21 protein-coding genes and 2 tRNA genes are annotated in these 22402 nt (G+C 61.2%); 14 read left to right on the top strand and 9 right to left on the bottom strand.

All coding sequences use genetic code 11. The annotated features are described in order from the left end of the window. The first annotated feature begins 13 nt into the window (after positions 1–13). From RXV86_RS07065 to glpD, 3 genes are all read left to right on the top strand, one after another. Positions 14–2482, top strand: a complete 2469-nt coding sequence (locus RXV86_RS07065) for a heavy metal translocating P-type ATPase (RefSeq protein ID WP_316298686.1) — start codon at positions 14–16, stop codon at positions 2480–2482. Next, on the top strand, positions 2479–2874 hold the full coding sequence (gene cueR / locus RXV86_RS07070; protein WP_316298688.1) for a Cu(I)-responsive transcriptional regulator: 396 nt from the start codon (positions 2479–2481) through the stop codon (positions 2872–2874). The genes RXV86_RS07065 and cueR overlap by 4 nt, the downstream gene beginning before the upstream one ends. 115 nt (positions 2875–2989) lie before the next feature. After that, entirely contained in the window at positions 2990–4528 is a 1539-nt protein-coding gene (gene glpD, locus RXV86_RS07075; protein WP_316298690.1) for a glycerol-3-phosphate dehydrogenase, read from the top strand. A gap of 21 nt (positions 4529–4549) precedes the next feature. Here glpD and RXV86_RS07080 read toward each other — a convergent pair whose 3' ends face one another. Next, positions 4550–5854, bottom strand: coding sequence for an FAD-dependent oxidoreductase (locus RXV86_RS07080; RefSeq protein ID WP_316298691.1), 1305 nt, complete (start codon positions 5852–5854; stop codon positions 4550–4552). A gap of 259 nt (positions 5855–6113) precedes the next feature. Here RXV86_RS07080 and RXV86_RS07085 point away from each other — a divergent pair, with 259 nt between their 5' ends. Continuing rightward, on the top strand, positions 6114–6839 hold the full coding sequence (locus RXV86_RS07085) for a Crp/Fnr family transcriptional regulator (protein ID WP_316298692.1): 726 nt from the start codon (positions 6114–6116) through the stop codon (positions 6837–6839). A gap of 5 nt (positions 6840–6844) precedes the next feature. Here the strand turns inward: RXV86_RS07085 and RXV86_RS07090 are convergent, their stop codons facing one another. Both RXV86_RS07090 and RXV86_RS07095 read right to left on the bottom strand, forming a co-directional pair. Further along, the gene (locus RXV86_RS07090; RefSeq protein ID WP_316298694.1) at positions 6845–7225 is read right to left on the bottom strand and encodes a hypothetical protein; all 381 of its coding nucleotides are present in this window, start codon (positions 7223–7225) and stop codon (positions 6845–6847) included. 155 nt (positions 7226–7380) lie between these two features. Beyond that, positions 7381–9267 carry an acyl-CoA synthetase gene (locus RXV86_RS07095; protein WP_316298696.1) on the bottom strand — a complete coding sequence of 629 codons (1887 nt, stop codon included), beginning with the start codon at positions 9265–9267 and terminating at the stop codon, positions 7381–7383. Between the two features lie 526 nt (positions 9268–9793). On the opposite strand from RXV86_RS07095, the gene infA reads away from it, so the two are divergent. From infA to RXV86_RS07120, 5 genes are all read left to right on the top strand, one after another. Continuing rightward, positions 9794–10012 carry a translation initiation factor IF-1 gene (gene infA, locus RXV86_RS07100; RefSeq protein WP_008186030.1) on the top strand — a complete coding sequence of 73 codons (219 nt, stop codon included), beginning with the start codon at positions 9794–9796 and terminating at the stop codon, positions 10010–10012. 12 nt (positions 10013–10024) lie between these two features. After that, entirely contained in the window at positions 10025–10600 is a 576-nt protein-coding gene (locus RXV86_RS07105) for a nucleoside triphosphate pyrophosphatase (RefSeq protein ID WP_316298702.1), read from the top strand. Next, on the top strand, positions 10597–11619 hold the full coding sequence (locus tag RXV86_RS07110; protein WP_316298703.1) for a ribonuclease E/G: 1023 nt from the start codon (positions 10597–10599) through the stop codon (positions 11617–11619). Before RXV86_RS07105 ends, RXV86_RS07110 begins: the two co-directional genes overlap by 4 nt. Beyond that, on the top strand, positions 11616–11810 hold the full coding sequence (locus RXV86_RS07115) for a DNA gyrase inhibitor YacG (protein WP_316298704.1): 195 nt from the start codon (positions 11616–11618) through the stop codon (positions 11808–11810). The genes RXV86_RS07110 and RXV86_RS07115 overlap by 4 nt, the downstream gene beginning before the upstream one ends. An 85-nt stretch (positions 11811–11895) precedes the next feature. After that, positions 11896–11970, top strand: a tRNA-Phe gene (locus tag RXV86_RS07120). 146 nt (positions 11971–12116) lie between these two features. On the opposite strand, the gene RXV86_RS07125 is transcribed toward RXV86_RS07120, so the two are convergent. From RXV86_RS07125 to RXV86_RS07135, 3 genes are all read right to left on the bottom strand, one after another. After that, the gene (locus tag RXV86_RS07125; protein ID WP_316298705.1) at positions 12117–13007 is read right to left on the bottom strand and encodes a DNA/RNA non-specific endonuclease; all 891 of its coding nucleotides are present in this window, start codon (positions 13005–13007) and stop codon (positions 12117–12119) included. Positions 13008–13420: 413 nt separating this feature from the next. Next, entirely contained in the window at positions 13421–13846 is a 426-nt protein-coding gene (locus tag RXV86_RS07130) for a hypothetical protein (protein ID WP_316298707.1), read from the bottom strand. Between the two features lie 246 nt (positions 13847–14092). Continuing rightward, positions 14093–14167: transfer RNA gene (locus tag RXV86_RS07135), tRNA-Thr, on the bottom strand. Between the two features lie 112 nt (positions 14168–14279). On the opposite strand from RXV86_RS07135, the gene RXV86_RS07140 reads away from it, so the two are divergent. From RXV86_RS07140 to RXV86_RS07150, 3 genes are read left to right on the top strand one after another with little or no spacing between them, the layout of a single operon-like run. Further along, positions 14280–14438, top strand: a complete 159-nt coding sequence (locus RXV86_RS07140; RefSeq protein ID WP_316298709.1) for a hypothetical protein — start codon at positions 14280–14282, stop codon at positions 14436–14438. 4 nt (positions 14439–14442) lie between these two features. After that, entirely contained in the window at positions 14443–15711 is a 1269-nt protein-coding gene (murA, locus tag RXV86_RS07145; protein WP_316298710.1) for a UDP-N-acetylglucosamine 1-carboxyvinyltransferase, read from the top strand. Then, positions 15708–16178: a DUF2948 family protein gene (locus RXV86_RS07150; RefSeq protein ID WP_316298713.1), complete on the top strand. Its 471-nt coding sequence runs from the start codon at positions 15708–15710 to the stop codon at positions 16176–16178. The genes murA and RXV86_RS07150 overlap by 4 nt, the downstream gene beginning before the upstream one ends. 119 nt (positions 16179–16297) lie before the next feature. On the opposite strand, the gene RXV86_RS07155 is transcribed toward RXV86_RS07150, so the two are convergent. Continuing rightward, complete coding sequence (locus RXV86_RS07155) at positions 16298–16618, bottom strand: antibiotic biosynthesis monooxygenase family protein (RefSeq protein ID WP_316298715.1); 321 nt, start codon at positions 16616–16618, stop codon at positions 16298–16300. A 171-nt stretch (positions 16619–16789) separates the two neighbouring features. Between RXV86_RS07155 and RXV86_RS07160 the strand changes: the two genes are divergently transcribed. After that, on the top strand, positions 16790–17500 hold the full coding sequence (locus RXV86_RS07160; protein ID WP_316298716.1) for a hypothetical protein: 711 nt from the start codon (positions 16790–16792) through the stop codon (positions 17498–17500). A gap of 63 nt (positions 17501–17563) precedes the next feature. Here RXV86_RS07160 and RXV86_RS07165 read toward each other — a convergent pair whose 3' ends face one another. Together RXV86_RS07165 and RXV86_RS07170 are read right to left on the bottom strand one after the other, a co-directional pair. Further along, positions 17564–19846, bottom strand: a complete 2283-nt coding sequence (locus RXV86_RS07165; protein ID WP_316298717.1) for a glycosyl hydrolase family 28-related protein — start codon at positions 19844–19846, stop codon at positions 17564–17566. A gap of 338 nt (positions 19847–20184) precedes the next feature. Beyond that, positions 20185–20646, bottom strand: coding sequence for a GatB/YqeY domain-containing protein (locus RXV86_RS07170; RefSeq protein WP_316298719.1), 462 nt, complete (start codon positions 20644–20646; stop codon positions 20185–20187). A gap of 408 nt (positions 20647–21054) precedes the next feature. Between RXV86_RS07170 and carA the strand changes: the two genes are divergently transcribed. Further along, a complete protein-coding gene (gene carA, locus RXV86_RS07175) occupies positions 21055–22215 on the top strand; it encodes a glutamine-hydrolyzing carbamoyl-phosphate synthase small subunit (RefSeq protein ID WP_316298721.1) in 1161 nt (386 codons plus the stop codon). Positions 22216–22402 lie beyond the last annotated feature (187 nt).

Below are 22402 nucleotides of genomic sequence, written 5' to 3' on the forward strand. Positions count from 1 at the left end.
CAAAGGCCACAAAATGACCATACATACCGACCTCCACCTGTCCATTCAGGGCATGTCCTGCGCCGTCTGCGTTGGCAGCGCCACCAAGGCACTGGAAGAACTCGACGGTGTCACCGAGGTCAAGGTCAACCTCGCCACCGAAAGCGCCGACCTGCAATTGGCTACACCGGCCACCCCGGGCAGCGTGGCCATCGCGCTGGATCGCGCCGGGTTCCCCGCCCGCACGTCCCGCGCCGTGCTGGAAATCGAAGGCATGACCTGCGCCTCTTGTGTTGGCCGTGTTGATCTGGCCCTCGCCGCCCTGCCCGGCGTGACCGAGGTCAATGTCAATCTCGCCTCCGAAACGGCCACCGTGCACTATTTCGACGGCATGATTACCCCTGCCGACTTGCTCGCCGCGACCGCCTCCACCGGCTACACCGCCCATCTGCGCGATGCCTCCGCCCCGCCCGACATGGGGGCCCGCAAAGAGGCCGAGGCCGCAACCCTGCGCCGCGACGTGATGATCGCCGCCGCGCTGACGCTGCCGGTGTTCCTAATCGAAATGGGTGGCCACCTCTACCCGCCGCTGCATCACTGGGTTGCCGCCACGATCGGGCAACAGGTGTCATGGATGCTGCAATTTCTGCTCACTGCCCTTGTCCTCACCTTCCCTGGCCGCCGTTTCTTTACCAAGGGTATTCCCGCCCTTTTGCGGCGCGTCCCCGACATGAACTCGCTCGTCGCCATGGGCAGCGGCGCGGCCTTCCTGTTTTCCACCGTGGTCACCTTCTTCCCGGCACTCCTGCCCGCTGCCAGCCGCGCGGTCTATTTCGAATCCGCCGCCGTGATCGTCACCCTGATCCTTGTTGGCCGCTATCTTGAGGCCCGCGCCAAGGGCCGCACCGGTCAGGCCATCGCCCGGCTGATCGACCTTGCCCCGAAAACCGCCCGGGTTCTGCGCGACGGAATCGAGCGGGAAATCCCCGCCGACGAACTTGTGCTCGATGACATCGTGCTCATTCCCCCCGGCGCCCGTATCCCCGCCGACGGCGTCGTGACCGAAGGCAGCAGCCATATTGACGAATCCATGATCACCGGCGAACCCCTGCCGGTTGCAAAAACCCAGGACGACCCCGTCACCGGCGGCACCGTCAACGGCACCGGCGCCTTGCGCATCCGCACCTCCGCCGTCGGCCGTGACACCACGCTGTCACAGATCGTGCGCATGGTGCAGGACGCCCAGGGCGCGCGCCTGCCGATTCAAAGCCTGGTCGACGGCATCACATTGTGGTTCGTGCCCGTTGTGATGGGCTTCGCCACGCTGACCTTGCTGATCTGGCTCGCCGTCGGCCCCGCCCCGGCACTGACCCATGCGCTGGTGGCCGGCGTTGCCGTGCTGATCATTGCCTGCCCCTGCGCCATGGGCCTGGCGACGCCCACGTCGATCATGGTCGGCACCGGCCGTGCCGCCGATCTGGGAGTGCTGTTCCGCAAGGGCGATGCGCTGCAGGCGCTGCAATCCGCCACCATCATCGCGTTTGACAAGACCGGCACGCTGACCCTGGGCAAACCCACCCTGACCGACCTGCATCTTGCCGACGGGTTCGACCGGGCGAACCTGCTGCGCCTTGTCGGCGCGGTCGAGGCCCAGTCCGAACACCCCATCGCCCACGCCATCGAAGCCACGGCCCGCGCCGAATGCGGTCCGCTGCCCAACGCGCAGGACTTTCGCGCCCAACCCGGTTTCGGCATCCGCGCCACGGTCGACGGCCACAGCGTGATTGTCGGCGCCGCCCGTCTGATGGCCCGTGAAAAAATTGCACTTGGCGAACTGGAAGATCAGGCCGCCACCCTCGCCGTAGACGGAAAAACACCCCTCTATGCCGCAATCGACGGCGAAATCGCTGCGCTTATCGCCGTGGCCGACCCTCTGAAACCCACCACCCGCGCCGCCGTCGCCGCGTTGCACGACATGGGCCTCAAAACCGCGATGATCACCGGCGATGCCGCGCCCACCGCCCATGCCATCGCCCGCGAAGCCGGGATCGACCATGTCGAGGCCGAGCTTCTGCCGCGCGGCAAGGTCAAGGCGCTGGCCGCCCTCAACACGGATACCGAAACACTGGCCTTCGTCGGTGACGGCATCAACGACGCCCCGGCGCTGGCCTCTGCCGATATCGGCATCGCCATCGGCACCGGCACCGACATCGCGGTCGAAGCCGCCGACGTGGTCTTGATGCGCGGCGATCTGACCGGCGTGGTCAACGCCATCGCGATCAGCCGCGCCACCATGCGCAACATCCGCCAGAACCTGTTCTGGGCCTTTGCCTATAACACCGCGCTGATCCCCGTGGCGGCGGGTCTCTTGTACCCGCTCTTTGGCCTGCAACTGTCTCCCATGCTCGCCGCTGGCGCCATGGCGCTCAGCTCGGTCTTCGTCGTTTCCAACGCCCTGCGCCTGCGCAACGCCAAATCCCCCATTCAGAAGGACGCCACATGAATATCGGAGAGGTCTCAAACGCCTGCGGTCTGCCCGCCAAAACCATCCGCTACTACGAGGATATCGGTCTCGTCGCGCCAAACCGCTCTGCCAATGGCTACCGGCGCTTCCGAGACACCGACCTGCACAAGCTTTCCTTCCTGGGCCGCGCCCGCTCACTTGGCTTCTCGATTGACGATTGCCGCACCCTGATGACGCTCTACGAGGATCAGACCCGTGCGTCGGCCGATGTCAAATCCCTCGCTCAGGCTCATCTCACTTCGATCGAATCCAAGATCGCCGAGTTGAACGAGATGCATGCCACCCTGTCCCATCTCGTCGACGCCTGCGCCGGCGATCACCGCCCCGACTGCCCCATCCTTGCCGACCTCGCCACCCCGACACAAACCTGATCCCCAGCTTCGTCTGACAAGAAAACATCCTGGCGAAATTACGGGGCTGGCCCCTTAATCCAGCCCTTGCCACCCCCACCCGGCTCGCCTATCTCGAACAGGCGAGGGACGTAAAATGAACGACACGGTCGATCTCCTGATCATCGGCGGCGGCATCAATGGCGTCGGCATCGCCCGCGACGCCGCGGGCCGTGGTCTGTCGGTCGTCCTGGCCGAACAGAACGACCTTGCCTCCTCGACCTCCTCGGCCTCGACCAAGCTGTTCCATGGTGGTCTCAGATATCTTGAGTATTTCGAGATCGGCCTGGTGCGCAAAGCCCTGATCGAACGCGAAGTCCTGCTCAGCGCCATGCCCCATATCAGCTGGCCAATGCGGTTTGTCCTGCCCCTCTCGCCCGACATGCGCTTCGACAGCGATACACTCACCTCGCGCTTGCTGCGTTTCACCATGCCCTGGCTCAGGGGCCGCCGTCCGGCGTGGCTGATCCGCCTTGGCCTGTTCCTCTATGACCACCTGGGTGGGCGCAAGATCCTGCCCGGCACCACCCGGCTGAACCTCACAAAAACCCCCGAGGGCACGCCGCTCAAACCGCATCTGACCCGGGCCTACGAATATTCCGATTGCTGGGTCCAGGATTCCCGTCTGGTGGTACTCAACGCGCGCGACGCGCAAAACCGCGGTGCCCATATCCGGCCCCGCACCCGCGTTGTCGCTGCGACCCCCGGTGAGAATGGCTGGCAGGTCACCCTGCAAAGCAGCGATGAGGTCCGCATCGTCCACGCCCGCGCCGTTGTCAACGCGGCCGGCCCCTGGGTTGCAGACGTCATCGCGAACGTTCTGAACCAACCGACCCGCAACGCCATCCGCCTGGTACGCGGCTCGCATATCATCACCCGGCGCCTCTACGATCACGACAAATGCTACTTTTTCCAGGGCCCCGACGGGCGCATCGTCTTCGCCATTCCCTACGAACAGGACTTCACCCTGATCGGCACCACCGATGTCGACCACCCCGACCCCGACACGCCCCCGCGCTGTTCCGAGGATGAAATCGACTACCTGTGCGACTTCACCGCCCGGTATTTCGCCCAGCCAGTCACCCCCGATGACGTGGTCTCGACCTATTCCGGCACCCGGCCCCTGTTTGACGATGGCGCAAGTTCCGCCTCAGCCGCCACCCGCGATTACGTGCTGGACTTCAATGAAAGCACCGGCGCACCGCTGCTCAACGTCTTTGGCGGCAAGATCACCACTTACCGCAAGCTCGCCGAAGAGGCGCTTGACGCCCTCAAACCCATTTTCCCCGCCCTGCCGGGTGATTGGACCGCGGGTGTGCCCCTGCCTGGCGGCGATTTCCCGGTGAACGGCGTGGACAGGCTCATCGCCGATTTCCGCGCCGCCAACCCCTGGGCCGACGCCAAGACTGCCCAGCGCCTGATCCGCGCCTATGGCACCGAGGCCCAAACAATCTTCGTGGACGGCCCCGGCAACCATTTCGGCCACGGCCTCTACGAGGCCGAGATCAACTGGCTGATCGCACGGGAATGGGTGCAAACCACCGACGACCTTCTCTGGCGCCGCACCAAGCTCGGCTTGCGCTTCACAGAAGATGAAACCAAGGCCCTGGCCAACTACATCACGGCGCGTCGGTAGGGCGGGCAACCTGCCCACCGTTCACCCCAGAACCGAGAAACTCGAGTCCTGATTGATCTCCCGCTTGCGCGAATAGAACCCCACGTCGATCTGACGCCTGATATAGGGCAGCGTGTATTGCAGCGGCTTGGCGTCGTGATCGTTCCCAGCCTCGCAGTATTCGACCAGCGCCGCCATCATCCGGCCCGCGATGGGTGCGTTCTTGTACTGGTTCCCGCTCGACCCGCAGGCCATGTAGAACCCCGGAAGCGACGACTTATCATAGATCGGGATCCAGTCGGTCGACGCGTCGTAAAGCTCCACAACCCCCCGTGTCCGATTTGGAATACCAAGGCTCGGCACCCTTTGGGCATAGCGCATTGCCTGCGTCGTCCATTGATCGGTGAAATCACGATTGAACTCGACATCCGAGTCCGCCCACTGATGCTCATCGCATTCCGGGTCTTCGCTGCCTATCAGGATGTGATTGCCATGCTCGGGGCGGCAATAGCAGGAAATGTCACTGTCGCTGACGATCATCCCGTCGATCTCAAAGCTAAACCCTTCGGGGCTTGGTACATGCACCACTTCCTGGCGCAGTGGCCGGGTTTCGATCGTCATGTCGCCGGTCACGCCAGCCATCTCGTTCACCACCCGCGATCCCGGTCCGGCCACGTTGATAACCACCGGTGCCTCGATCTCCTCGCCACCTACAAGCCGGACGCCGCGCACGCGCCCGTCCGCTTGCAACACGGCCTCAACTTCGACTCCCAGCCGAAACTCGGCCCCTGCCTTGCGCGCCGCCGCAGCCAAGTTCTGCGCCGACAGCGCCGGATCGTTCACGTAACCGCCGTTGGGCCAATAAACCGCCCCGTTGATCTTGCCTCCTGTCGGCTCGCCGAAACCGTCCTGATCCATCCGCTTTGCGGGGGCGTGACAGTCCAGAGCATAGACCGGTAACTTTGCCATGATCTGCTCTCCATCCCATTCTTCCATCGGGATGCCAAGCGCCCGCGAGGTTTCGATATGCTTGGCCATGAAATCATTGGCCTCCGTCTTCATCACCAGGCAGCCGCATTCGCGGAACTCGGCAAGCGCCTCACCTTCGGGCAGGTCCAGGTACTCGGCCCAATCGCGCCAGTAATGATACCCCTCCCAGGCAAAAGCAGTGCCATCCAGCGTCGAATAGTGCATCCGGATGATGGCGCAGGACCCTGCGGTTGACCCATGCCCCTCGGCCTTGTGCCGATCAAGGCTCAGCGTCTTCCATCCCTTGCGCGCCAGTTCCAATGCCACTGCGGCTCCGATCACGCCCGCCCCGATGATGATTGCGTCCGGTTTTTCCATGTCCACCTCTCCCAATTTTCGTTCACCAAGCCGCCCGCTCCACAGGCCGGTTCACCCTGGAATGCCATGCCGAATGATTGCACTTTCGACCATGGCACGCATGCAAGAATTCGACCGCATTTGCCCGGATCTCCGGCCTCACGCTCCTGCGGCACCCCTGTAGCAACCTTGATCTACATCAAACTGGAACCATGATCTGCGTCAATTCGTATCAACCTGTTTGCCTATAAGGTCGAATCTTCGAACAGGAGATCAAAACATGCTTGATGGTGGAATGGTTCGAGCAACGAGTACGGATTTGTTAGATCACCTCCCGGAGAAGCTGCGTGCCAAGCTCCGGCGCAATACACGTGTCGTCAGCTATGCGCCCGGCAGCACCATTTGCCTTCAGGGCGACGGCCCGACCACGCTCAAGATCGTTCAGGAAGGCTGGGTCAAGCTCTACAGAATCTCGCCGGAGGGCGAAGAAGCAGTGATCACCACGCTGAGCGCCGGAAGCAGCTTTGACGAAGTAGCAGCCCTGCTGGGGGGCAATTGCGGCGCCACCGTCGACGCGGTCACCGCCTGCCGCGTACAGCATATCGACCTGCGCGGTGTCTGTGATTGTGACGATTGTTACCGCGTGCTCAGCACCGCGATCATGGCCGCCGCCGCGAGCCATATGCACGCCATGATCAACCATGTCGAACAGCTCAAGACCAGTTCATCGTGGGAACGCCTGGCCGATTTCCTTCTGTGCCTGGCATCCGAAAACGAAGCGGATTGCGATACCGGCAATTGTTGCGTGGACCTCCCGTTCGAACGCAAATTGATTGCCGGTGTTCTCGGCATCAAGCCTGAAAGCCTGTCTCGCGCATTCAACAGGCTCAAACCTTACGGCGTAACCTCGCCCAGCCACCGGATTGTTCACATCGACGATCTGGACCGGCTGCGCGACCTGCGCAACGATGGCGACTTCCCCGAAACCACCGGCAAGGCGGCCTGAACGCCCTACCGATACAGTAACGCACAACTCATTTTTCGTCCCTTGCCGTCATAATAGTCGTGCCGCTGCACGATCCGGTATTTCAGCTCGGGACGTGATTTCAGCCGCAATGCGCCGATAACATCACCCAACTTGCTGGCCGCGCCATGGACCCATTGCCAGCGATGAAATGGCGGCGTGCCGTCAAACTTGCGCTTGGTCATGCGAAACACCGCCTTGCCGCGTGTCTCGGAACATTCAATGACCACGCCATAGGCCTTGCCACCACTCATCTGGCCGGCAACATGCTGGTGCAGCTGTTTTTCGGTCATCCATTTCGTTTGCGTGTCGGCCAATGCCGGGTCGGCGACCAGCATCAACACAAGTGCTCCGATCAATCGTTGCAAACAAACCTCCCGATAACCGCATGATTACTTTGACACGATACCACGCGTTCGCGGCATGGTCTCAACCGATCTCCTCGAGCGATCGACCCCCACGAAATGCCAAGCCCCGCCGGATTACTCCGGCGGGGCTTTTGATTTCACTTTCCAGGCGCGTTTCAAACCGCGTCCCAAGGCCGTGTAAACGACCCTAGAACACCGCCGACATCCGCCTCGCCTGCGCCGTTCATCTCGACCTGGGCCACCAGCCCGCGCTTCTTGTCGTCGATCACCGCGACAACCCGTGCCGCAACACCGGCCTTGTCCAGCGCCGCGTTATAAACCCGCGTGATCGCAGATTTGCGCAGATCCGGCTTGAACACCTTGCCCACCGCGGTTTTCGGCAGCTCGCCCAGAACCTCGACATGTTTCGGGAAGGCGGCGCGCTCGTGGATATGTACCTTGGCATGTTCCAACAGAGCCTCGGCATCCACCGTCGCCCCTTCAACCAGTTCGACAAAGGCGCAAGGCACCTCGCCTGCATGGCTGTCCGGCTGTCCGATGGCCCCGGCAAAGGCCACGTCCTTATGCGCCAAAAGCGCGTCCTCGATCTCGGCCGGGTCGATGTTGTGCCCGCCGCGAATGATCAGGTCCTTGGCCCGGCCCGTGATCCACAGATAGCCATCCGCGTCCACACGGCCCAAGTCACCCGTGCGCAGATACTGGCGATTGCCGATCGTGTGATAAAGATCGCGGTTCTTCGCCGCCTCAGTATAGGTGTTGCCCTCGTAAACCCCCGGGTTCGAGACACAGATCTCACCCACCACATCGGTGGCCATTTCCACCGGACCCTCGTCACCATCTTCCATGATGCGAATGTCGGTATAGGGGAACGGAATCCCAACCGAGCCCACCTTCTTTTCACCGTCGACCGGGTTACAGCTGACCAGAACCGTTGCCTCGGTCAGACCATAGCCTTCGATGATGTTGATGCCCGTGGAAGACGTGAACCGGTTGAAAAGCTCCAGCGGCATCGGCGCCGAGCCGCTGAACGCGTTTTTCACCGTCGACACATCGCCATCCACCGGCTTCTGCATCAGCGCCGACACGGCGGTCGGCACGGTGATGATAAAGGTGGTCTTCCAGCGCTCGCACAGCTTCCAGAAATTATCGAATACCCCATCGCCGCGATAACCCGCCGGCGTCGGGAACACCACATGCGCGCCGGACTTGATCACCGCCATCAGGATCACGTGACAGGCAAACACGTGGAACAGGGGCAGCGGACACATCACGCTGTCTTCCTCGGTATAAAGCAGCGTATCGCCAATCCAGCCCTGGTAGATGATGCCGGAATTGAGGTGCTGCGCCACCTTGGGCATGCCGGTGGTGCCACCGGTGTGGAAATACGCCGCCACCCGGTCCTCGCTCACGTCCTCGAAGCTCAGCGTCTTCGGCTGCTTGGCGATCTCGGCATTGAAGCGCAGCACGTCCGCGTGGTGATCCTTTTCCACCTTGGGCCGGATCAGCGGTACGATGAACTTCTTCAAACCGGTCAGATAGCGGTTCAGATCCACGGTCAGGATCGTGTTCACGCCTGGCGCGTGCTGCACCGCCTCGGCGGTCTTCTGGGCAATGTCGGTTTTCGGGAAGGCATGCAGCGTCACCACCACCTTGGCCTTGGTCTCGCGCAGGATCGCGCCGATCTGTTCGGGCTCCAAGAGCGGATTGATCGGGTTGGCAATCCCCGCGATCATCGCGCCCAGCATCGCCACCGCCGTTTCGGTCGTGTTCGGCATGACCAGCGCAACAACGTCGTCCTTTTTCACTTTCAGCGAGCGGAACAGGTTCGCCGCCTGGCAAACCTGGTCATGAAACTCCTGCCACGTCAGCGTCTCGGACGGATCGTCTGGCCCCGACATCAACTGATAGCTGAGCGCAGAGCGGTTGGGGAATTTCTTCGTCGTCTCCGCCAACATCTGGTAGATCGTGGTCGGAACCTCGCGCTCCTCCCACGGCATTTCGTTGGTCATGTCGAGCGTGTCTTGCAGCGTGGCGAATGTCATCCGGTTCTCTCCCCTTGCCGGGGCCGGTTTGTCGGCCCCGTCTGTTTTCCCTTGGAGCGTATTCTGAAAGGCTTTGCCTGTTGGCGCAAGGGTGGGGGCGTGACGTCACCCTGGCCCGCATTTTCAGACTTTTCACCGTGCGGCGCATTAACCCGTTTCCCAAGATATCCCTGCACCACCGGACGCCAGACAGATACCCGACAAAAAGCAGACGGATACCAGCACCCCGGGTTTTTCGCGAAAAACTGTGTTAACCCCCTGGAACGCTGGAACAACTCTCCATTAACCTCCCGTGCCCCGCCCGGAACCCGCTTATTGCCGCGCCCACGCAGAATTCCCTTGAAAATCAGCGCAAAAAGGCCCATCTAGGCCGCGCCTGCAAAACTGGCAGGCTATGCAAAGCGTTTTGCCTTTAATATGAGAAGCATAGAAAAGACAAAACGCTCACAACGACTAAGATGAAGTGGGCCTTTTCCGCCTTTCCCGTCAGGGGAAATTCGAAAAAGGCTTTAACCAAGGAGATAACATGGCCAAGGAAGAACTGCTCGAATTCCCCGGTGTCGTGAAGGAACTCCTGCCCAATGCGACATTCCTGGTCGAGCTGGAAAACGGCCATACCATCATCGCACACACGGCAGGCAAGATGCGCAAGAACCGCATCCGCGTTCTGGCTGGCGACAAGGTCCAGGTTGAGATGACGCCTTACGATCTGACCAAGGGTCGGATCAACTACCGCTTCAAGTAAGCGACTGTAATCATGCAATTTATCCTCGGATCGGGAAGCCCGCGCCGGGTTGAACTGCTTGCACAGATCGGGGTGGTGGCGGATGACATCCGCCCACCCGAGATCGACGAAACGCCCCATAAATCCGAACTGCCGCGCCCCTATTGCGCCCGCATGGCGCGTGAAAAGGTGGCGGCTGTTCTCGCCGAGACGGATGACATCGTGCTCTGCGCCGACACCACCGTCGCCCTTGGCCGCCGCATCATGGGCAAGCCCGAAGACGCGGGTGAAGCCCGCGACTTCCTGCGCGCCATGTCCGGCCGCCGTCACCGGGTGATAACCGCTGTTGCCGTGAAACACGGTGACCGCGTCTGGGAACGCGACGTGGTCACTCTGGTCAAAATGAAAACCCTGTCCGATCAGGAGCTTGACGGCTACATCGCCACCGGCGACTGGCAGGGTAAGGCTGGCGGCTATGGTATCCAGGGGCCCGCGGGTGCGCTGATTCCTTGGATCCAGGGATCCTTCACTGCCGTTGTCGGCCTCCCCCTGGCCGAAACCGCGGGCCTGTTGCAGGCCGCAGGCTACCCACTTTGGAGACAGTCATGAAAGGTCGCCAAATCATCCTCGACCATATCAATGGCCACGAGGCCGCTGCCCTGATGGTCGATGGCCAACTTTCCGATTTCCTGTTCGACACCGACGCCCCGCGCCCCGGCACCATCTACCGCGCGCAGGCGTTAAAGCCCGTTAAGGGTCAGGGGGGTATCTTCCTCTCCACGCCCGACGGCAACGCGTTCCTGCGCCAGGTCAAGGGCATCGCCCCTGGCCAGACGCTTCTGGTGCAATTGACCGGATACGCCGAGCCCGGCAAGGCGCTCCCGGTGACACAAAAGCTCTTGTTCAAGAGCCGCTTTGCCATTGTCACGCCTGACGCGCCGGGCCTGAACATCTCGCGCTCGATCCGTGACGATGCGCGGCGCGATGCCCTGCACCTGATCGCAAAGTCCGAAATGGGCGAAAGCAACATGGGCCTCATCCTGCGCTCGGCCTGCGAGACGGCGGGCGACGACGAGATCGCCGAGGATATCCGCGCCATGGCCGATCTGGCGGCCGCGGTTCTGGCCGATGCCACAGGCGCGCCCGAGGCCTTGACCGAAGGCGACAGCCCCCATCTTCTGGCCTGGCGCGACTGGGTCGAACCCGCTGATATCGTTACGGAACCCGGCGGTTTCGAGGCCTGCGGCGTGCTCGATGCTCTCGATATGCTGCAAAATCCGGAAGCCCCCCTGCCCGGCGGTGGCTCGCTCATCATCGAACCCACCCGCGCCCTTGTCGCCGTGGACGTCAACACCGGCAATGACAGCTCCCTGGCGGCCGGCCTCAAAGCCAACTTCGCTTGCAGCAAGGACCTGCCCCGCCAACTCCGCCTGCGTGGTCTCGGCGGTCAGATCGTGATCGACCTCGCCCCCATGCCCAAGAAAGACCGCCGCGGTTTCGAAGCCGCGCTGCGCAAGTCGCTCCGCGCCGACGGCATTGACACGGTGCTTGCCGGTTTCACCCCGCTGGGCCACTATGAACTGCAACGCAAACGTGCCCGCCAACCTCTGTCCGAGCTCTTCTCATGACCTGCCCGATCTGCGCCTCTGACACCGACCCCAAGTACCGCCCGTTCTGCTCCAAACGCTGCGCCGACCTGGACCTGGCGAAATGGCTGAACGGCACATATTCGATCGCTTCCACCTCTCCCGAGGATCAGGCGGAAGCGCTCGATGAGCTCGAAAAGCACCACATCGACTCGCAATCAAAACCCCATTGAGATTTTTGCGAAATCCCTCTGGACAGCGCCCCTGCTCTCTTCTAGAACCCCCCCACCCAGCGGCGAGCGTCTCGCCCGAACCCGTGCCCGGGTAGCTCAGGGGTAGAGCAGTGGATTGAAAATCCTCGTGTCGGTGGTTCGATTCCGCCCCCGGGCACCACAAAAACCCAAGAAAACAAAGACTTACAAGATAATCAGCGTGGGTGTAGTGTCTGAAAATCGACTTACACTATCCGTCGTCAGAGTTTTTGGGCCAGTTGGCGGTCTGATCTAAGAGAGGATCTACGAGGAACACCATTCGCTTCTTTACGAAGCTAGAATTTTCTCGATCGTATCCGACTTCCGGTCATCCACGGACGCATCCAGCCCTCTCATGATAGCGATATCGACCACAAGCTCTTCCCTCAGCGCCGACAGTTTTGCCTGGGTCCACGGCCCCAGCATTTCTTCTTTTCTCATCCACATCTCCCCTTTTACCTCCTTGTGATTATGCAGATCGCCACCGGACACCCGACCCCAAAACCGGCCGCCGACGTATTGTTCAACGTCATAGGTTTTCTCCAAGAAGGTGCTCAGATCGGCGTTTTGCTCTTCATTGTCGATTTTGAAGGTCAACAGAATGAATTCGCCACTCCTCTTTTCCGCAAGGACGCTTTTGACAAAGGCATGGGGAATGGGAATATCGATCCCGTACTTGTTGTCTTTGTCTCCGATGACCTCGATCTTTTTGTCAAAATCAAAGACTGGCGCCGTGAGAACATAGGTTTCCAGCACACTGTGATACTCATTTAGTTCGCGGACGGCAATTTCCAGGTCACGCCAGATCTTTCGGTTAAATTCGGGCAGCTGCGGGGACATGTTGGAGAGCAGAAACGTCTCACTGTTTTGGATATCAGTCTCGTTTAAATTGGCACTGGCGGCGAGATGACCTCGGTCAAATCCACTGCCCTTATAAGCCTCCAGGCTCGCTCGGAACCGTCTCGGAATGCGTTGATCAGGACGGAAGTTATCGAGCCGTTCTCCATCTGCATATTCGATGTCTAACAAGGACTCATTGGGTCTGATGATCTCTAATACCCATTTGGCCTGACGGAAATACCAAGAATACCCAATGGTGAAATGCCGCCCCGTCAAAACCTGATCGCAGACGGGTGCGCCATAACGAAGCTCCCTTTGTATTTGAAATGGATCGTCCATCATACCCTCCCGACACCACAACGCGCCCTGAGGCTCAGTGAGAAAGGGCGGCGGTACTGATGATATGCCGATTCCAGTGATTTGAACAAATGAAGATTGAGTGAAGGGAAATTGTTTCGCGCTCCCCGAGAGGTGCGCCGATGCAGAAGTCGAAGGAGGTTAAGCATCAACACGCCCCATCCTTACTGCGGCCGATGTGCGAGGTGACCCCGTCTTAACAATCTTTTACTGCGCGGCGAATGTCCGGTCTCGTCCCTGTCCGCTTTACCGACTTCGGGCAACGCGTCGATCTCGCGGGCGCAACGAATGGCCAGTTCGGTGAAGCTGCACTGCGGCGTGGCCTGACACGATGAATGGCTGGTAAGGGCCGTGCACGTCGGTCGGCTTGTTCGGCGTAGATGAGATGCAGCGCCTCAACCGGAAAAACTTACAAGTGCCAGCACTAGGGCGATCAGCCCCGACAGATTTGCCATCAGGCTGAGTGGGGCTATTCGGGCCTCGTCTGGTGCGCTACCGCTTCGGTTTGCCTGCGCAACCGTTCGTTTTATCAGGATCAGGCAAACCGATAGAACCAGCACGGCCGCCACTTTGACCCAGAACAAACTGGGAAGCCCCGACCAGCCGCCCCAGGACAGGTAGACAAGCGCAATTCCGGTCAGCCAGAGTAGCAAAACAGCGATCGCGACCAGCCTGCCGATCATATCGGCAATCCCAGCAAGATTTCGTTGCAGTGCCTCATCAGCCTGGCCAATGCGCTTTCCGATGATCATGTTTGTGATACCGCCGCCGATGCCGAAGCTGAAGGCAATGAAATGAATGATTGTCAGTGTCAAAGCCATGCTTTCCCCTCCCAATAATTGGGAATTGGTAACGCAAATTACGTGTTAAGTATACGTTCTGCCAAGGCGACATTCATCCAACGGCAACTCAGCTCCACATCGCCGTCATTGCCTGGATGGAGAATGCTGCGCGGCGCACGAACGGCAGAAATACGAAAGCTGCGGCGCAGCGTCAGACCCTTGGATCAAGGACCGCTCGGGGCCGAAATGAGCCAAACTTAAAGTTTAGAGATTTGCTGGGATGGATGGTGCTGCAGGGGAGGATTGAACTCCCGACCTCTCCCTTACCAAGGGAGTGCTCTACCACTGAGCTACTGCAGCGCCGGGTGCGTCGGGTCGGTGCCCGTCGCGTGTGGGCGGGTGATTAGACGCAAATCATCTCCAGCGCAAGCGCAATCTGGACTGTTTTTGCCACCTCCTTTAAGAGGTGATCATGAGCAGCAAAACACCCGCTAAAAAGCCCGGCGAGAACCAAGAGAGCCGCGACGACCGGCTCAAGGCCGCGCTCAAGGCCAACATGGCTCGGCGCAAGGCCCAGGCCCGGGCGCGCACGGCACCCAAGTCGGACGCGAAAAACAAAGAGGACGAGTAGGCACATGGATCAGATCATCGTCACCGGCAATGGTGAGCTTTCCGGCGAAATCCCCATCGCGGGGGCCAAGAACGCCTGTTTGACCCTCATGCCCGCCACCCTGCTCAGCGACGAGCCGCTGACGCTGACCAACGCGCCGCGGCTTTCCGACATCAAGACCATGACCGAGCTGCTGTCGTCCTTGGGTGCTGAGGTTACCTCGCTGCAGGACGGGCAGGTGCTGGCCATGTCGAGCCACGACATCAACAACCACGTCGCCGACTATGACATCGTGCGCAAGATGCGCGCCTCCAACCTGGTTCTGGGCCCGATGCTGGCGCGTCTGGGTCACGCGGTCGTCTCGCTGCCCGGCGGCTGTGCCATCGGCGCGCGCCCGATGGACCTGCATATTCACGGTCTCGAAGCGATGGGCGCCGAGATCGAACTCAAGGACGGCTACCTCCATGCCAAGGCTCCCGGCGGTCTCAAGGGGGCGACGATCGAGTTTTCCTTTGCCTCGGTCGGTGCCACTGAAAACGTGTTGATGGCCGCCACCCTGGCCAAGGGCACCACGGTCCTGAAAAACGCCGCCCGCGAGCCCGAGATCGTCGATCTCGCCACCTGCCTGCGCTCGATGGGCGCGCAGATCGAGGGCGACGGCACCTCGACCATCACCATCCAGGGCGTTGACCGGCTGCACGGCGCGACCCACCCGGTTGTCACCGACCGGATCGAACTTGGCACCTACATGTTGGCCCCGGCCATTGCCGGTGGCGAGGTCGAATGCCTCGGCGGCAAGCTGTCGCTGGTGCAAAGCTTTGTCGACAAGCTGGAACAGGCCGGTGTCGAAGTCACCGAAACCGAACGCGGCCTCAAGGTCGCCCGCCGCAATGGCCGGATCAAGGCGGTGGATGTCACAACCGAGCCCTTCCCCGGCTTCCCCACCGATCTGCAGGCCCAGATGATGGCGCTGCTCTGCACCGCCGATGGCACCAGCGTGCTGGAAGAGAAGATCTTTGAAAACCGATTTATGCACGCCCCGGAACTGACCCGGATGGGCGCCAGCATTGATGTCCAGGGCGGCACCGCCACCGTGCACGGGGTTGACCAGCTCAAAGGGGCGCCGGTGATGGCGACCGACCTGCGGGCCTCCGTTTCGCTGATCCTGGCCGGGCTGGCGGCCGAAGGCGAAACCATGGTCAGCCGGGTCTATCACCTGGACCGTGGCTATGAACACGTTGTGCGCAAGCTCGAGGGCGTCGGCGCCAAGATCGAACGGATCAAAGGCTCATGAGTGACGACGCCACATTTGAAGACAGCCACGACAAGCCGGTCAATATCGGTGCGCTCGATGCGGACGACCTCCAGGTCATTTCGGCGCTGTGTCAGGACGCGGTGTTCCCGATCACCGAAATGCGCTGGCAGGCCAAGGCGCAACGCTTCGCGCTGCTGTTGAACCGGTTCCGCTGGGAAGACCCGGGCCAGGATCGCCATGGCCCCGAACGGGTGCAATCTCTTCTGGTGTTCGACAATGTGCTCGGAGTCGCGAGCCAGGGCATTGATCGGTCTCAGTCCGACATGGTGCTGTCGCTGCTGTCAATCGCCTGGAACACCGGTGACGACGGCGCCGGCGAGATCCGCCTGACCCTCGCCGGTGATGGCGCGATCCGCCTGAAGGCCGAGGCCATTGAGGCCGGGTTGCGCGATGTCACCCGCCCCTACCGCGCGCCCTCGCGCAGCGCCCCGGATCACCCGGCCTGAAAGGGGCTTGGCCCGGATGGCTTGCAATCCGGTTCCGGACCGAAGCAGTCATTTGCCTAGAAGCGCCCTTAGGCGTTCCCGCAGTGTCCGCTTGAGACCCCAAGCGCCGTTCCACCGCCTTAGCCGAACGCCTCGACCACATCATACATCACCGGCTCAAAGCTCTTGCACATCCCGGCAAACTTGCGGTTGCGTTCACGCATTTCCGGGGTGCGCAGCATGGCCTGGAAATCCTCGCGCCTTTCCCATTGCGAATAATTTGCGATTCTGGTCTGCGCATCATTGATATGCAGCCCCGCCCCGATGAACCCCGGCTGTTTCGAAATGAACTCGGCATAAGCATCGGTCAGCGCCTCCATCAGGTCGTGCGCCGTGCCCGGGGTCATCTCGAACGTGGTGATCACCGTCTGAAAGTCATTGTCTTTGGCGATGCTTGGCATGGTCTGTCTCCTCGGGCTGGCGCGTTGCCCCAAGGTTAGCGGCTTTGCCCGCCCCGTCAATGCTGCGCCGTGTTTTGCGGCGGCATCTCGGCCCCACGCCCGACCTGCGTTAACCCATTGTTTACCCTGCTTAACCAATACTTGCGCCCGCAACCAGCGACAGGCAACACCATGGGAGTGATCAACGCCAGCCAACGATATCCAACCCCCATCCGGGCTTTGGCCCGGCTCGGGCTGGCGCTATGCCTGATTGCCGGGCCGATCCACCCTGCCAGCGCCGGGGCCTGGCCGCGCGACAAGCGCAGCGGCTTCGTCTCGGTCGCGTCACGGGTCTCGGCAACCTCGTGGGCCGGACCTCACAACGTCTATTCAACCGTCTATCTCGAATACGGGCTGGGCCGGAACCTCACCGCCGGAGTCGACATCGGCCATGGCATATCCGGCACCGGCAAGGCGGTGTTCTTCCTGCGCAAATCCCTGCCGCCCACCCCGAACGGCCATATCTTTGCCGGCGAACTGGGCCTCGGCCTGATCGCGGGTGAGCCCGCGATCCGCCCCGGCCTGTCCTATGGCAAAGACTTGTCCCGGCGCGGTGGCCGCACGGGTTGGCTCTCGCTCGAAACCACCGCCGAAATCCGCCTGGACAGCGGTCAGACCGACTTCAAGGCCGATGTCACCCTTGGTCTCAATCATGGGGACCGGTTCAAATCCATGCTTCAAGTGCAGACCGGCATCCGCCATGGCGATCCCGGTTTTGTACGTGCTGCACCGTCCGTCGCAATCAAGGTGGGCAAGAAAACCCATCTGGAACTTGGCGGCACCGCCGGTCTGATCGGCGACAAGAGTTACGGGTTCAAAATCGGATTCTGGCGCAGCTTCTGAGCCGCGCACGGGCAAACGGCCCACCAGATCGGCGGGCCGCCGTCGGTTGCCATTCAACCGGACTCAATCCACCCGGATTTTCACCGCCACCTCACCGTGCACCGGTTCGCTCCAGTGGATCTCGACCTGACCGTTGTTGATCCCGGTCGCGAGGTTGACGAAAGGTTGTTCGCGATTGGGTGTGCCCGCTGCGTTGCGGATTGCCCCGATAGGTTGCACGCTTTCAACATTTCTGGCTCGCCCGCCAAATGGCAGTTTCGGCGCGCCATCCACGGTCCAGATCTGGGCATCGCAGGCCTCGACATGATTGATCAACAGCGGGCTTTCGGTTGCCACATCAACCAGATTGTACATGTTGCCCGCGAAACTCACGTTCTTGAACTTGGCATAATCGAGATCGGCAAAGCTGGTATCGACCCGCTCGACCCGCTCGATACCGCCGCCGATGGTGCGGAAACTGTTGCCCTGCACCACCACGTGGTTCAGGGAATGACCGCTGCCATGCGGTTTGACGACGATAAAGCTGAACCGCGGCACGGTATCGCTACACAGGAAGACGTTGTCGGTGATGTTGAGTTGGCTGAAGGGCAGCTCCGACTCGATGGTTGGCTGCTTGCCGTATTCGTTTGTCCATTCGAGGAAGCAGTTGTCAATATGGTTGCCATCGACCTTCGCTCGCGCAATTGCCTCGCCAATCACGATTCCGGCGGTGCGCCGCGCCTGGGTGGCGTTGTCGCTCTGAGAGAGGTGGTTTCCGGTGATCACCGGACCGGTCCCGCCCAAAACCGCGAAATGCCGGAACCGGGTCGCGTGGTTGTCGCGCAGCTTCACATCGTTGCCCGCCGCATTCAGCACGATCGACACCCGGTCCTGGGCGAGAACGTCGTTTTCGTTCGACAGGAAATGGCAGCGGTCCACCAGCAGTCCCTGACAGCCCTCGCCGGGCGAGGTGATGGCACGCTGCAACGGGCGGGTGAAGAAACAATCGCGCAGCGCAAAACCCACCCCGCCGGGCGCCAGGCAGATGCCGCTCGACTTGCTGTTGCAACGGAACTTGATGTCGGCCAGCGCGAAGCTGCCCAGCCGGTCAAAACCGCTGAAATCCAACAAGTATTTGAACCGGGTGAAGGTGAATGTCTGGGTGCCCTCCGCATCATAAAGTTCACGGTTGAGCTCGACCTCCTGGGTCGCCACGTTGACCGCACGGACATAGATTTCGCGCCCCACCCCACTGCCGGTAACAAGCGACCCGACCGCGATACTTGCCACGTTGACCACCCCGGTCAGCGTCTTGCTGTCATTCACCGAATAGGTCGCCTGGCTGGTTACGACGTCACTGTGCCACACCGCATCGCCCTTGGCCTCGAACTGGCCGTTGCGGATCATTCGGCGGGTGGCATAAGTCGTCCGGTTAGGCGTGGCCGCCTGCATATCGACCGGCGCGGTCACCTCGACCCGCAACCCGCCCATGTCGAGCGTTTCATGCCCCTCCCCGTTCAGAAGCACCTGAAACGCCTTCTTGAAGGCCAGTTCCTCACTGCCGAACGCATCGAGATAGGCCGGCAGGTGAAAGTCCCGGGTCAGGTCGAGAATGGCCGCGTCCGGCATCGTGACTGTGCCTTCGAACCGGACCTCGTTTTCGAAACTCATGCTGTCGCCAAGGTGATAAATCCCTGCGGGCACCACCACCCGACGGCCATCTGCATCGGCGTCCGCCGCCTCGAACGCGGCCAAGTCATCACTTGTGCCGTCGCCAATCGCGCCATAGTCGCGCACATCGACCCAGCCCATCATGTCGCGCAGGACCACATGGGTGACGTCCTCGATCACGATATCGTCGACCCGTACGATCCCGCCGGAGGGTCCTCTCAGGTCGATGCCAAAATGGCCGTAAAGAGGTTCGCGACCCCAGGCCATGTCGACGCCGCAACGCGCGCCCGCGCCGACAATGGCGCTCACTTCGACCACCTCGCCATGTTGGGTCAGCGCCGTGGTCGGACCCCGTTCGGTCAACCCACCCACATGCTGTCCCCCCGCCCCACCCGCCCAGGCCGCCACCCGCACCCCCGGCAGGTCACCGCTCACGGCCTTCACCCGGGCGGTGATGCGCAGGTAGCAGCCCGGCAACAGCGGCGTCTCGCCCATGTAACGCAGCTTTTGGGTCGCATCGACTTTCTGCAATTCCAGGCAGCCGCCGAAATCCTGGTCCGCCGGGACCAGCGCCGCATTGAGCGCGTTTTCATAGGTGTCCTGCCCGGGGGTGCCGTCCTGACTCGACCACATGTCCAGCCCGCCGGCGAATGCGGGCGGCATAAAGACCGCGCCATCGGTAATTGCCTTGTTCATCAGATTCCCTCTCGGCATCCGCACGGACCACCTGCCCGAATGCCGCTTGCTACACTGGATGTCACATGCCACGGACCACATGGGCCCGGCAGGAAAGGGAGGTATCAACAGTCTCTTAATACGGCCTGAGGCCACCGCACGGTGGCGCGCACCCCCACCGCGCGCGCAACACCACCGTGCGCCACGTCAAGCTTTGGTGCCGTTAACCGGTTCATGAAAAAATGCCCGACAGGTACCCGACAGATACCCGACAGGTTCCAGCCCCCTTTCCGGGGACCGCACGGTGTCGTTAACGATTAGCCTGGCGTGGATTTCACCGCACCATTCGGGGCATGGGTTTAGCCGCTCAGACGATCCTTGATCATCGGGCCAACCGCACCGAAATCCATCTGCCCGGTGAACTGCGCCTTAAGCGCTCCCATCACCTTGCCCATATCACGGATCGAACTCGCTTCGGTTGCAGTGATGGTCTCGTTGATCGCTGCCTCAACCTCGTCCGCATTCAGCTGACGGGGCAGAAAATCCTCGATCACACCAATCTCGGCCAGCTCGCGTTCGGCAAGGTCCAGCCGCCCACCTTCTTCATAGGCACGCGCGCTTTCCTGGCGCTGCTTCACCATCTTGCCAAGGATGGCCAGGACCTCGGCGTCGCCAACACCCTCGTCATTGCCCTCGCCACGCGCGGCAATATCACGATCCTTGATCGCCGCGTTGATCAGGCGCAACGTCGACAGCCGCTCGGCCGCCTTGTCCTTCATCGCCTGTTTCAGCGCTGCGGTTACTCGCTCTCTCAGTTCCATGTTCCCATCCAACAAGGCCCGTCCGAGCCCATCCCCATTGCTCACATGAACTCGGACCTTTAATGGTTAGCGCTGACAGTTGCAAGGTTTCAGACATCTCGCCAAGGGCGGCGAAACACCCTCGAAGGCGCGTGTCACGCAATTTCGAAATCGCGCTCCAACCCGCCTCGCAAACCGGGTGGCCATGGCTTTTCGAAAAGCCTTCTTCCCCGCCAATACCCCCGTTATCCCCTTGACGCTGCAGCGCCGCAACACTAAAGCGTTTCGAAATCGGCAGGGGGACAATGCTGATTTCGAAACGCCTACAACGCTGCGATGTTTCGCGCGCTTCGAGAAAAAATCGCGCTTCTATTTTTTCTCGAAACGCTTTAGTTTCCCGCCAATTTGCCCAGCCGTGAGACTCGCCCCATGCCGCTTGATACCCAACCCCACCCAACCGCCTGCCTCGCCCTTGCCGATGGCACCCTGTTCTACGGATACGGGTTCGGCGCCACCGGGCAGACCACGGCCGAGCTCTGCTTCAACACGGCGATGACCGGATACCAGGAAATCATGACCGATCCGTCCTACGCAGGCCAGGTTGTAACCTTCACTTTCCCCCATATCGGCAATACCGGCGTCACCCCCGAGGATGACGAAACCGGCGATCCCGTGGCCCGCGGCATGGTGGTCAAATGGGATCCGACCGAACCTTCGAACTGGCGCGCAACCGAACGTCTGGCCGACTGGCTCGCCGCCCGCGGCCGCATCGCCATCGGCGGAGTCGACACCCGCCGCCTGACCCGCGCCATCCGCCAGCAGGGTGCACCGCACGTGGCACTGGCCCACGACCCCGAGGGCAATTTCGACATCGAAGCCCTGGTGGCCGAGGCCCGCGCCTTTGCCGGGCTCGAAGGCATGGATCTGGCCAAGGAGGTCACCTGCGCCCAAAGCTACCGCTGGGACGAAATGCGCTGGGCCTGGCCCGATGGCTATCCCAAGCTGGAGGATCCGAAATTCAAGGTTGTCGCCGTCGACTACGGCGCCAAGCGCAACATCCTGCGCTGCCTTGCGTCCGTGGGCTGTGACGTCACCGTCCTGCCCGCCACTGCCACCGCCGATGAGGTCCTGGCCCACAATCCCGACGGTGTGTTCCTGTCAAACGGTCCCGGCGACCCGGCAGCCACCGGCGAATATGCCGTTCCGATGATCCAGGACGTTCTGAAAAAGACCGATCTGCCGGTGTTCGGCATCTGCCTCGGTCACCAGATGCTGGCCTTGGCGCTGGGCGCCCAGACCATCAAAATGAACCACGGCCACCACGGCGCCAACCACCCGGTCAAGGACCTCGAAACTGGCAAGGTCGAGATCACCTCGATGAACCATGGCTTTGCCGTCGACAGCCAGACCCTGCCCGAGGGCATCAAGGAAACCCATGTTTCACTTTTTGATGGTAGCAATTGTGGCATCGCCATGACTGATCGCCCGGTCTACTCGGTGCAATACCACCCCGAGGCCAGCCCGGGCCCGCAAGACAGCTTCTACCTGTTCGAGCGTTTCGCGGCAGAAATGGCAAAACGCGCCAGCTGATTGGCGGAAAGGTATGGCAAAACATCTGAATTGAACCGCATTGGCGTCAATTCGTTAACCGGCCATTAATCAATTCACCGGCAAAACCCGGTTAAAACCCATTGAAATTCAACGGGTTTTAACCGAATTTTAACCAAAGTTGCGCAATCCTGAATCCCGGGAAAGCCCCTGCAAGAGGGTGTGACAA

Origin of the sequence: Aliisedimentitalea sp. MJ-SS2 (genome assembly GCF_032586155.1) — a bacterium.
Classification (GTDB): domain Bacteria; phylum Pseudomonadota; class Alphaproteobacteria; order Rhodobacterales; family Rhodobacteraceae; genus JAWHTC01.